This window comes from Actinomycetota bacterium, from assembly GCA_030018275.1.
In the GTDB taxonomy this organism is placed as follows: domain Bacteria; phylum Actinomycetota; class Aquicultoria; order Subteraquimicrobiales; family Subteraquimicrobiaceae; genus Subteraquimicrobium.
Genome location: JASEGB010000015.1, coordinates 1 through 11,258, shown reverse-complemented (window position 1 = coordinate 11,258; position 11,258 = coordinate 1). Strand labels below are relative to the sequence as shown.

Below are 11,258 nucleotides of genomic sequence, written 5' to 3'. Positions count from 1 at the left end.
CTTTTTCTTGAAGCAAGCCCGCTTCTCCGCTCCTCGGATTCGATACTTCAAGTGGCGATGGGTAACTCAAGATTTAGAGGCATCGAGGAAACGGTTGATCACAAAATCCCGACCTAAAGAACTTATAAACCACCCAGCTCTTGGACCAGACCTTTTGCCCAATAAACAGAGATAGATGGCTTGAAAAGCCTGGGAAGGAGTTATTCCCAATTCTTTCGTCACTTCATGAATGTTATTGTGTATTCCCTCAGCCTCCCACCTTTGATTCTTTAAATTATCGGCCAAGCGAGCTAGGAGTCGTTTCTGATCATGGGAGAGTTTAGCAACTTCAGAAGGTAACTCCTCTCGGACAGTGAATTTGAAATCATCGGGGGCGAAGCTATCTAGCCAATTCCTGGCATATTTAAGATATTTAGCCAATTGATTTGGATCAATGGAATACCCACTACGTTTTAGAACCTGAGAAGCATGTTTGACATCCGCTCCTGCAATTTGAGTGGCTATCACCATGTGCATGAAGGGGATATACGGAGGAATCTTCTCTGGAATGCCCGCAGTTTGGCAAAGCTCGTACAGTCTCCTTAAATGAGCATCCTTTCCCTCCCCGCTGAAATATGACCGTTCAACATCTTGATATTCCTCGATTAACTGTAATAGTCCCCTAACTGGATCGAACTCTATGTGCTTCCCAGGTTTTGTCCTCAAGATCAAAAAATGCACGATTTCCGGGGGTACGATTTGCAACATTTCTTTGATGGATATGGCTACCCCAGTGGAACTGGCCATAGCTCCCTTTCCCCTCAAATAAATCCATTCATAAACAATGGGGTAGGGAGGTTGATATCCAAAAACCTTTTGCGATATCTCACTTCCTGTATCGTAGGATCCCCCCGCAGTGGCGTGATCCTTTCCAAAGGGTTCGATGGTCACACCCAGAGCTTTCCAGCGAGCTGGCCAGTCAACCCGCCACAATAACTTACCCCCTCGAGAATACTCAATAACCCCGGAATATCCACAACCGCAGGAATACTCCACTTGGTGATGGATAATGCCGGTGACTTTGGTCTTCGTAATGCTTCCACAATTTTCACACTCTACATTGAAGGGCATCCAATCGAATGGCAAATCTCGCCCCGTCTTCTCCTCAATGATACTAGCGATCTTACTCCTATTAATCAAAGCTTCTTCAATTACCCGACTATAAATCCCCTTCGCGTAAAGCTCATGCGCTCTGTACACCGTGAGCCGTATCCCCAATGTACACAGGGCTTCCAGAAAGGGTTTGAGATAGTGTTCTGCGTAATTTTCACAACAACCCTCAGGGTCAGGAATTCTATACAGGGGCATACCTACGTATTCGACATAGGTTTTGGGTAAGAACGGATAAACCTTCCGTAGGGGATCTGAAGTATCAGCGATATAAATTAATTTTGATATCGCTCCCCGATCTTGCAATGCTCGATGGATAGCGTAAGCGGTGACTACCTCCCTAATATTGCCCAAATGAATTGGTCCTGAGGGGGTAATACCCGTGGCAATGAGATGTCGCTTGCCTCGACTTTTCATTACCTCATCGGCGATTTGGTCAGCCCAGTGATCCAACTTTTCACCCATTCCTTCCTGGTATAATGATTACACAGATTTTATTGCATCCTGATCTTTATAGGATGTCTATGCCAATTCGATGATACTATACCCGCAAAATGTAGGGAATAATGCAAGGGGTTAGATTTTCGCCAAGGATGTGGAATGTTTTGTGGGGGAATTTTAATTGGCTTTTCTTATGTTCACTATCTCGTATTTAATGTAACCTTGAGGGGCATGTACTTTGACAACTTGACCAGCCTTCTTGCCCATAATTGCTCTGCCCACTGGTGATTCATTGGAAATTTTATGGTTATCCGGATCGGCTTCAATCGATCCCACCATCAAATATTCGACTTCCTCGCCCGATTCCAAATCTCGCAGGGTTACGACTGAACCCAAGGTGACTCTATCCGTCTTTATGTGCTTATCCTCAATGACCCTAGCACGCGAGAGAATTTCATTGATTTGCATTATGCGACCTTCGATGAATGCCTGTTCATTTTTGGCATCATCATATTCAGAGTTCTCGTTAAGATCACCGAAGGTGATGGCATTTCTGATCCTCTTTGCCACTTCCTTTCGTCTCTTGGTCACCAAGAAGCGCAACTCTTCCACCAATTTTCTATAACCACCCGGAGTTAAGATTATCTCTCTCTTCAACAATCCCTTCACCTCTTTTTAACCGATGAGCGATTTTCGACAGTGCAAAAAATTTTGAACGCTCATCACTCATCGGAAATCGACTATATTTGATAAAAGTGGCACTCCGTGCCTGCCAGCGGGCAGGTCAAGCAGTGCCACAAGTAAAAGCTATTATAGGAAAATATTTCTCAATTGTCAAAACTTAAACTAGACTATTTTACAAAATGGGTTAACACCCTGGTCGGGAATGCCTCGAATGTTTAAGATGTAAACCTAACTCGTTAATAATACACCTAAGTTTGGCTTAGTTTAAATCCAGTTTTGCCCCCTTGTGCGAGACCGAGCCTTTTTCTTCACCTCTTCAATCTGTGCAGGAGTCATGGCCTTGTCAAAACTCCTTAAGCCCGCGAGTTCAAAACCGTGTTTCTTTGCCAGCTCTTGCATCTCCCCTATCTTCTCCACGCTTATATCCTTGCCCAAAGTATAATCCTCGTATCTCCCCTCCAAGGCTAAAATCATGGTTTCCGCCATGCACGCAAGAGCCATTCCCTTAGGCAAACCGAAGTCGAAATTTAAATCGGCATCGCCCGGGACATTGACTATCCCGCCTTCGATGACGAGGACATCGCCTCTCGCTTCAGCCACTCTTTGAGAGACATCCCGTGGTCTGGCAACATCACAAATTACGGCCCCGGGTTTGATATCCTCTGGAAGAATAACATCACCAACAGCTCCGGTTACCGAAATTATTACATCCGCCTCGCGCACACACGCGGAAATATCCGTGGAGATTATGGCATCCTTTTTTGAAATCCTTTTGACCTCTCCAACGAGGTATTCGAGCCTTTCCATATTGCGCCCGACTAGTCGGAGTTCCCCTACCTCCGGAGCCAGACATTGGGCGCAAGCGCTACCAATTGAACCAGTGGCTCCAACCACAGTCAGGCAAGCTTCACTCAAATTGATGTCCATTACTGCAGCAGCCCTTTTGATTCCCTCAATGGCGGTGACAATGGTGTAAGTGTTACCCGTGGTTACTGCGATATCAATTCGATCTGCAATCCTTCGACCGCCATTACCCACCAAGGCGGTGAAAGCACCCAACCCTACGATTCGCGCCTCCCTCTTTCTAGCGATCTTGCATGCTTTCACAATTTTCTCGATCACAAACTCCTCATCCAACTCCAATATCTGATGAGGCAAAAGTGGAACGGCTATAAACCATCCCTTGGCTTCCGCTCCCGTTGAAGATCTAATTCCTGTGGCTTCAGAAATTACGAAGGGGCGCCTTCTCTTCAACACACCCGCCACCAATTTGGGTGAAACCTTTCGAGCGATTTTGTACTTCTTTGCTATATCCTCAATGCTCAATGGATGCACTAAGAAGCCAAACTTTCCCATTCCTCACCCCTTAAATGGTTCACCGTTCACGGTTCACAGTAAATTATTATCGTTGGGTGGGGATAAACCCCACCCCTACTTATTCTTATAGCAGTTGCTACTGGTAGGCATGGGCTAGCACTCGGAGGGATGCCCAAACAATATAAATGTTACCAATGTGCATAAACATTACATCTTGAACGAGTAACTAGTTGAGTTTCTCCACCCTGGGCTCAAAATTGAGTCTCCTTAAGATTGAGAGATATTCAGTCGATCTTATATGCTCCCAAGGCTTGCCGATGAGAGCCACGAGGGTCGCCTCTATCACATTTGTTCCGAAGGATCTGCCTCGAAACTCTGGGGTAGTGGTGATCAGATATTCTACACCTCGACTCCTTAAATCCTCTAAATCCGAAGAAGTCACCGTATTGGTTAAAATCCATTTCCCTTCCATATCCAAGGGCATGTATTTTCTTATAAAGAGGTAGTCTCCGGCAACGATGTCAGCTTCCTCGTAATATTTGCCATACTTTGCCCTTGATTCTTTTTCCTGTTCACTTCCCGTGGGATAAAGCATCTTGAAGGGCATCTTGGTCACGATGGGAAGGAGTATCTGCGCCAAAATAAGAAAACTCGTATAGGATCTTATGGGAATGGGAATGTGTAAGCCAAAAATCAAATCTCCAAAGATCATATTACAGCCCGCGGCGGCCAGGGCTTCGGCCAATCCAAATCTATCCACGGCACTCACCATGAGCACCGTTTTTCCTTTAAAATTTAATCCCCCCTCCGTTTGCAAATACTGAACCACTTCTCTCTCCCACACATTCTTCAATCCACTCCCATCAACCACTGGGGTTCGAGTCACAGCTCCTCTCAATTTGGCAGCATCCTTTATTAGATATCTCTTCTCACCAGCATAAAGATAAAGATCGATTCCACCCAATCCAATGGCATCGACCTTTCCATCCATCTCCCTTAAAAGTTGAATGGCTTTATTGAAATCTCCATCCGTTCCTATCCTGCGGATACTGAATTTTTCTCCCAAAAGCTCAACTTCCACTTCGTGGTCTCTTTTTGAGGATCCAAGACTTATACTTACGACCTCTTTCACGCCACTTACCTCCCTTCCCTTTGACGATTAATTTGGACAATGAGGATTTCAATTCTTGAGGATTTAAATATCCCCCACCTGGCTTGCAAAGGGGAATGCTCACAACCTCTTTATCGAGTACCTTCTCTAAAAGGGAAAGCCCTTTACCCGGAGTTAATAAGATCACTAAATCAAACTCCTTGAGTTTGGTCAAAATCTCCAAGACCTGATTGAAAAGCTCTACGGGATCTCTGCCCGGGGAAGTAAAATAATCCTCGCCTGGGAGAGAAATGAAATCCACAGCATATTCCCTGGCTATCTCCTCAATCTGGGTCCTATTCTCTGCGGAGAGACCAATTAGAGCTATCCGCTTTCCCCTTCTTATCTCACCCAATCCCTCGAGATGAGAAACAAAAGAGCGCTCTACACCCAGTACCGAAGCGACTTCTTGTTGAGTAGCACCACGAGAGCGCCTGTGGAGTATCTCGCTCACAAGCTTTAGTAATCTGTCTCGGCTGATTATTTTCTCCCCAATACGAATTAGTTCCATAACTATATTTTCCGTGCACAATTTTGTGTACATTTTAACATAAAATTGAAAAATTTGAAGCAAATTTGCTTGAGAATGGATTTTAACATTTGAATGTAAATATGCTATCCTTCTAGCAAAGCTTCGCTTTCCTGCCTGCCGGCAGGTCCGCTTTCCGGACGGGCAGGCGCGGTCGAGGAGGTTAAAAATGTTAAAAATAACTCTTCCCAAGGGAAGTCTAGAGGAACAAACCCTGTTGCTCTTCAAGGAAGCGGATCTCGAGGTGAAAAAGGAATTTCGGGGGTATAATCCAGTTATTTACGATCCCAGGATCTCGCAGGTAAAAATCTTAAGACCTCAGGAGATACCGAAATATGTTGAAGAAGGTTACTTTGACCTTGGGATTACCGGTCTTGATTGCGTTTTGGAGTCAAAAGCGGATGTCGTTGAGGTGGCAGATCTTCCCTACAGTAAAGTAACCACCGAACCAGTCAAGATGGTCTTAGCGGTCTTCGAGGAATCAGAAATAGAATCCCCCGAACAAATCCCCCCCGGAAGTAGAATATCAACGGAATTCCCCAATATAACCCGAGATTATTTTGAAAAGCTGGGAATACCGGTGAAGATTTTCTATTCCTATGGAGCGACGGAGGCTAAAATTCCCGAACTCATGGATGTAATCGTGGACTTAACTGAAACAGGTGAGACCCTGCGGAAAAACAGATTGAAGATTATTGGAACGATAATGGAATCTACGACAAAGCTCATAGCGAACAAGGAATCATGGAAAAATTCGAAGAAGAGAGGGGCAATTGAGGAGATTAAGACATTACTGCTGGGAGTCATAGAAGCAAGGGGTCGGGTTCTGCTCTGTATGAACGTGCCCGAAGAAAAATTGGATGCAGTGGTCAGGGCGTTACCGGCAATGAAAAAACCCACAGTCTCCAAATTATATCACGCAAATTATTACGAGGTAATTACGGTTGTAAATAAAAGTGAGGTCAATACCTTAATCCCGAAGCTCAAGGCAAAGGGAGCTGAAGATATCCTGGAGTTAAATATCTCCAAAATAGTGAAATAGTTAGATATTTTTATCATAAATCTTCTTGAGCCCAATTAGGGTTAGAAGCGGGTTAACCTCGTCAATGGTTTCACACTCCGGAGCCATGAGTTCGGCAAGACCTCCGGTGGCAACCACCTTTGGATTATCCCCCATCTCCCTTTTAATCCTTCTCACCAGGGTGTCCACCAATCCAGCGGAGCCAAATATGATACCCGATTGCAGGCTTGCCTGAGTATTCTTGCCGATGGGAGAAGGAGGTCTTACCAACTCCACTCCCGAAAGCTTGGCTGCAGCACTGAACAGAGCCTGAGCAGCGACTTCAACTCCCGGGGCAATGGCGCCTCCTAGGTACTCACCCTTTTCTGAGATAGCGTCGAAGGTGGTCGCAGTTCCAAAGTCCACCACTATTACCGGTCCTCCATGAAGTTCGTAAGCAGCAACCGCATTCGCTATTCTATCCGCCCCAACCTCATGGGGATTGTCATAAAGGATTGGTATCCCCGTTCTCACACCAGGACCCACAACCATGGGCTCTATCCCCAAATTCTTGCGGACCATCTCGATCAAAGAGATCGTACAATGTGGGACAACGGATGAGATAATGATGGCAGTAAGGTCATCTAATGTGAAACCCTTCAAAGCCAGCAAGTCGGAAAGGGTAATGGCGAGTTCATCGGCTGTTTCCTCCTTATTTGTGGAGATGCGCCAGTGACAGCAAAGTTCGTCTCCCTTGAAGATGCCAACTGCTGTTTGGGTATTACCCACATCTATCGCCAGTAACATCTCCCCCATCCTCCCATCCAACTACTCGAATTATACCAAATGCCTAGCATTTTTTACAGAATTTACTTATAGGCTAGATATAAATCTCAATTAAGCCCTATCTCAAATTCAAAATTAAGGTTCTTCTCCAAAAATAGTGGGTAAAAACATTAAAGTGTCTTGAAAGCATCCTTTAATCTCTGAGCTACCAGAGCAGCCACAATTGCCTTGATGAGATCGATTCCGATAAAGGGCAATACCCCCACAGCCAAAGCTTTCTGGAATGTCATCCTGGTAACCATCATGAGCTGGATCATTCCCAGTAGATAAATGACTGCTACACCGAGTAACATGGATACCAAAAACCAAAGATATCCGGGATTTTGTCTTATCCCAACCATCCCACCAATGAGATATGCTCCGATGACGAATCCAAAAAGATAGCCCCCGGTTGGACCAAACAGCACACCCAAACCCGATGAACCTCCAGCGAAGACTGGCAATCCTATACACCCCAGTAAAATGTAGATGATCTGGCTTAAAGCACCCAGCCACGCACCAAGGATTGCCCCGGCCAGCAAAGCAAAGAACACCTGAAAAGTAATGGGAACGGGTTGAATGGGAATCCGAATCCAAGCTCCTATAGCCGTCAAAGCTGCGAAGAGGGCAACCAAAACCATGTCTCGAATCCCGATCCTCAATTAAATCACCTCTAAATAAATTGTTAACTAATTTAAAAATTTGGTTGACAATTTATCTCAAATAAAACCTCTTGTCAAGCGAATTAAAAGAATTTGACAAAAACATACTAATATTTTACACTATTTATGCATAAAAATTAGATGTAGAAGGAGTCATAAAATATGAAGCTTATTCGAACAAACATTATTCTGCCCCAAGATTTACTGGATGAAATCTCAAAGGTCGTGGGAAAAAGACAGCGCAGTCGCTTCATCACTGAAGCTGCCCGAGAAAAGCTAAAAAGGATTAAACTTCAAAAAGCTCTCGAAAAAGCTGCGGGAGCTTGGAGGGAGGAAAATCACCCCGAACTCAAAAGGGGAGTAGATGCATACGTAAGAAAATTGCGCACCTCCTGGCGCAAGAGAGAGAAATCTCTATTCCAGGGGAGAAATAATGGCTAAATATCTCATGGATACGGACGTTATCATATGGTATCTTCGCGGTAAAGAGGATACCGTTTCTTTGATAAAAAACTTATCCAAAGAGGGAGAATTAGCTATCTCTGCAATTTCTCGAACTGAAATTCTCATGGGAACTCTGGAAAAAGAGAGGACAGCAACGGAAGAATTCCTTAATGCACTTTCAACTTACAACGTCGATGTCTACACCGCCGATATGGCTGGGGATTTCATTAAAGAATATCGGGCTAAAGGCATTACTCTTGAAATACCGGATGCTTTAATCGCCGCCACGGCGATAGCCAACAATTTAACACTGGTAACCTACAATAAAAAACACTATCCAATGGTCAAATCAATTTTATAATTACTAGGTGGGGATAAACCCCGCCACTACTTTTGAGATCTGCTTTTGAGTTTAAAGACACTATGCCTTGCGCAAAATGGTGACATCGCCCGCATAGATGGTCTTAGTTTTTCCCGAGGCAAGCTTCAAGATGAGCGCACCGTGTTCATCGACACCAGTTGCCTTTCCCTGAATTTCGCCATCCACAGTGGAGATTTTGACTTGGCTACCCAAAGTGGTACATAGACCCTTCCACTCATTTAAAATCCCTTTAAATTTCCCCCCTTGTAATCGAATATACTTCCGTTCCAACCGTTCAAGAAGACATCTGAGCAATTTTAAGCGGTCTACGTTCTGCCCCAAAGCCCTTTTAACCGATGTGGCATGGGGTTCAATATCTGGAGGAAAAATGTCAATGTCCACATTGGCATTAATGCCGATGCCCACGACCACGAAATTCAATCGATCGGCCTCGGCCCCCATCTCCGTCAGGATACCGGCCACTTTTTTACCATCGAGTAGAATATCATTAGGCCATTTAATTTTAACCCCGAGTCCAGTGACCTCGCTGATGGCCTTGGCGACGGCCACCGATGTCATGAGCGTAATCTTTGGGATATCAGCCGGACTCACCGAAGGTCTCAGTATAAGGGAGATCCAAATTCCACCAGGTGGAGAGAACCATCCCCTATCCAACCTCCCCCGTCCCCCCGTTTGCACTTCGGCAACCACGATGGTTCCCTCAGGAGCACCTCTGATTGCAAGATCCTTAGCCACATCATTCGTCGATTCCACTTCTTTAAAATGATGGATTTCCTTTCCCAAAATTTTCGTGGACAACTTGTACCTTATCTCCGCGGGCAAGAGAAGATCAGGGACGAAACATAACCGATATCCCAAGCGTGGAGAGGCATCAATCTTGTATCCTTGGCTTTTTAGGGTTTGAATTTGCTTCCAGATGGCCGTTCTCGAAAGCGAAAGACGTTTTGAAAGGTATTCCCCGGAAATATATTCTCCCTTTTTATCCTTAAGGAAATATAAGATTTCTTCGATGGGCATTCTCATCACTCACGTTTTCGCTCCCGTTTCCTGCGGCGTAGGTAATAGGAAAGAAAGAAAAGACCGACTATTATCACCAATAAAATTCGACTCGCCCGCTTAAGAAACCTCAATAGAAGCTCCCAGTGCTCACCGAAAGTATACCCCAGAGTAGAAATCAAAAGAGTCCACACGATCACGCTAAGCACGGTGTAAAGAAAGAATTTTAGATAATTCATGCGTGAAGCTCCAGCTAAAGGAGCCAGAAAAACCCTGATCCCGATGGCAAAGCGTCCAATGAATATGGTTTTGCCACCGTGATTGTCGAAATACTCCTCCGCTTCCTTGATCTTTTCCTTTGATATGAAAAAATGCTCACCAAATCTCTCGATGAAGGGACGTCCTCCCCTTCTACCAAGGAAATAGCCGATATTATTGCCGAGAAACGCCCCAGCGATAGCTGTGAGGATGACATAGGTTAAATTGAAATGATCCTGTGAAGCGAAAAAACTCGCTGCGAGCAAAATGGTCTCGCCGGGCATGAATAAACCGATAATGACAATGTTTTCCAGCAGTAGTGCCAAGAAGATTAAATAATATCCATAGAGCTTGAAGTAGTGCAGGAGAATATTCAAAAATCCAAGGGCATCCAATAATTCCAACCCCCATTTAGTCGGTAGTTAGGAGTCGGGAGTGCTAAGAGACTCCGGACTCGTTCAGAGTCCCAATCATCGCTCATCGCTGATGCTCATCAAAAGAATTTCGAGGGAGATGTCGAGGGAAGGAGCCGCTTGAGTGAGAACCCCGACGGAAATCCAATCCACCCCGGTTTTCGCCATCTTCACTACATTTTCAAGAGTCACGCCACCGGATGCTTCAACAAGAGCTCGTTTGTTTACGAGTTTTACCGCCTCGAGCATGGTATTGATATCCATGTTATCCAGCATGATCACATCGGCTCCAGCTTCTATAGCCTCCTTCACTTGCTCCAAAGTTTCCGCTTCCACCTCGATTTTTACCTCGTTGGAAAGATGTAAGCGAGCGGTTTTTATCGCTTGGGCGATGCCACCCGCTGCTCGGATGTGGTTATCTTTGATTAAAACTCCATCGTATAAACCGAGACGGTGATTGAAACCACCCCCGACTTGGACCGCATATTTCTCGAATGCCCTCAAACCGGGCAGGGTTTTGCGGGTGTCCATAATCTTCACCGGATAAGACTTTACCCTTTCAACAAATTTATGAGTTAAAGTGGCTATTCCCGATAGGTGCTGGAGGAAATTTAAGGCGGTGCGCTCCCCGGTCAAGATGCTTTGGGTAAAACCTTCAACCGTTGCTAAAACCTGCTCAGGTTGCACCTTTTCTCCATCATCTACCCGTGGATTGAAAATGATGGAATTGTCCAAGAGTGTGAACACTCTAGCTGCGATTTCCATCCCAGCGATAATTCCAGAATCCTTACAAAGGATGATTCCCTTCGATCTTTGAGGTTCAGGGAATACCGCCTTGGTGGTTATATCTCCCACCTCACCGAGGTCTTCATCCAAAGCGACTTTTATGATCTTATCCATCAATTTAGGATCTAGGTACACTTTTCATACACTCATTTCAATTAAATGATAGTGGTAGGAAGGGCTGGTTGGTTTCCCAGCTCCTCCCCCCTCCAAACCGTACGTGCG

General features: G+C 45.1%; 13 protein-coding genes. 3 read left to right on the top strand and 10 right to left on the bottom strand.

The window, feature by feature from the left end; genetic code table 11:
- Window positions 1-66: 66 nt before the first annotated feature.
- From lysS to QMD66_06530, 5 genes are all read right to left on the bottom strand, one after another.
- Window positions 67-1,614, bottom strand: a complete 1,548-nt coding sequence (gene lysS / locus QMD66_06550) for a lysine--tRNA ligase (protein MDI6822497.1) — start codon at window positions 1,612-1,614, stop codon at window positions 67-69.
- A 153-nt stretch (window positions 1,615-1,767) separates the two neighbouring features.
- Window positions 1,768-2,250 (bottom strand): transcription elongation factor GreA, encoded by a 483-nt coding sequence (gene greA / locus QMD66_06545; protein MDI6822496.1) that lies wholly within the window; start codon window positions 2,248-2,250, stop codon window positions 1,768-1,770.
- A 288-nt stretch (window positions 2,251-2,538) separates the two neighbouring features.
- Window positions 2,539-3,630, bottom strand: a complete 1,092-nt coding sequence (locus tag QMD66_06540; GenBank protein ID MDI6822495.1) for a shikimate dehydrogenase — start codon at window positions 3,628-3,630, stop codon at window positions 2,539-2,541.
- 187 nt (window positions 3,631-3,817) lie between these two features.
- A complete protein-coding gene (locus QMD66_06535; GenBank protein ID MDI6822494.1) occupies window positions 3,818-4,723 on the bottom strand; it encodes a quinate 5-dehydrogenase in 906 nt (301 codons plus the stop codon).
- The gene (locus tag QMD66_06530; GenBank protein ID MDI6822493.1) at window positions 4,662-5,252 is read right to left on the bottom strand and encodes a transcriptional regulator; all 591 of its coding nucleotides are present in this window, start codon (window positions 5,250-5,252) and stop codon (window positions 4,662-4,664) included. The genes QMD66_06535 and QMD66_06530 overlap by 62 nt, the downstream gene beginning before the upstream one ends.
- Before the next feature lie 187 nt (window positions 5,253-5,439).
- On the opposite strand from QMD66_06530, the gene hisG reads away from it, so the two are divergent.
- The gene (gene hisG / locus QMD66_06525; protein MDI6822492.1) at window positions 5,440-6,312 is read left to right on the top strand and encodes an ATP phosphoribosyltransferase; all 873 of its coding nucleotides are present in this window, start codon (window positions 5,440-5,442) and stop codon (window positions 6,310-6,312) included.
- Here the strand turns inward: hisG and QMD66_06520 are convergent, their stop codons facing one another.
- Both QMD66_06520 and QMD66_06515 read right to left on the bottom strand, forming a co-directional pair.
- Window positions 6,313-7,077 (bottom strand): type III pantothenate kinase, encoded by a 765-nt coding sequence (locus tag QMD66_06520; GenBank protein MDI6822491.1) that lies wholly within the window; start codon window positions 7,075-7,077, stop codon window positions 6,313-6,315. It abuts the gene before it with no gap.
- A 149-nt stretch (window positions 7,078-7,226) separates the two neighbouring features.
- The gene (locus QMD66_06515; GenBank protein ID MDI6822490.1) at window positions 7,227-7,757 is read right to left on the bottom strand and encodes a biotin transporter BioY; all 531 of its coding nucleotides are present in this window, start codon (window positions 7,755-7,757) and stop codon (window positions 7,227-7,229) included.
- A 162-nt stretch (window positions 7,758-7,919) separates the two neighbouring features.
- On the opposite strand from QMD66_06515, the gene QMD66_06510 reads away from it, so the two are divergent.
- Window positions 7,920-8,198, top strand: coding sequence for a hypothetical protein (locus tag QMD66_06510; GenBank protein ID MDI6822489.1), 279 nt, complete (start codon window positions 7,920-7,922; stop codon window positions 8,196-8,198).
- A complete protein-coding gene (locus QMD66_06505) occupies window positions 8,191-8,562 on the top strand; it encodes a type II toxin-antitoxin system VapC family toxin (protein MDI6822488.1) in 372 nt (123 codons plus the stop codon). Before QMD66_06510 ends, QMD66_06505 begins: the two co-directional genes overlap by 8 nt.
- Window positions 8,563-8,622: 60 nt before the next feature.
- Here QMD66_06505 and QMD66_06500 read toward each other — a convergent pair whose 3' ends face one another.
- The 3 genes from QMD66_06500 to nadC form a co-directional block, all read right to left on the bottom strand.
- Entirely contained in the window at window positions 8,623-9,600 is a 978-nt protein-coding gene (locus QMD66_06500; GenBank protein MDI6822487.1) for a biotin--[acetyl-CoA-carboxylase] ligase, read from the bottom strand.
- A gap of 5 nt (window positions 9,601-9,605) precedes the next feature.
- Entirely contained in the window at window positions 9,606-10,241 is a 636-nt protein-coding gene (locus QMD66_06495; GenBank protein ID MDI6822486.1) for a DedA family protein, read from the bottom strand.
- A gap of 66 nt (window positions 10,242-10,307) precedes the next feature.
- Entirely contained in the window at window positions 10,308-11,171 is an 864-nt protein-coding gene (nadC, locus tag QMD66_06490; protein MDI6822485.1) for a carboxylating nicotinate-nucleotide diphosphorylase, read from the bottom strand.
- Between the last annotated feature and the right edge of the window lie 87 nt (window positions 11,172-11,258).

Bases quoted from the DNA above. Each gene is read 5' to 3' on its own strand.
- QMD66_06510 (MDI6822489.1), top strand. From the start codon at position 7,920: ATGAAGCTTATTCGAACAAACATTATTCTGCCCCAAGATTTACTGGAT.
- lysS (MDI6822497.1), bottom strand. From the start codon at position 1,614: ATGGGTGAAAAGTTGGATCACTGGGCTGACCAAATCGCCGATGAGGTA.
- QMD66_06530 (MDI6822493.1), bottom strand. From the start codon at position 5,252: ATGGAACTAATTCGTATTGGGGAGAAAATAATCAGCCGAGACAGATTA.
- QMD66_06505 (MDI6822488.1), top strand. From the start codon at position 8,191: ATGGCTAAATATCTCATGGATACGGACGTTATCATATGGTATCTTCGC.
- QMD66_06500 (MDI6822487.1), bottom strand. From the start codon at position 9,600: ATGCCCATCGAAGAAATCTTATATTTCCTTAAGGATAAAAAGGGAGAA.
- hisG (MDI6822492.1), top strand. From the start codon at position 5,440: ATGTTAAAAATAACTCTTCCCAAGGGAAGTCTAGAGGAACAAACCCTG.
- QMD66_06520 (MDI6822491.1), bottom strand. From the start codon at position 7,077: ATGTTACTGGCGATAGATGTGGGTAATACCCAAACAGCAGTTGGCATC.
- QMD66_06540 (MDI6822495.1), bottom strand. From the start codon at position 3,630: ATGGGAAAGTTTGGCTTCTTAGTGCATCCATTGAGCATTGAGGATATA.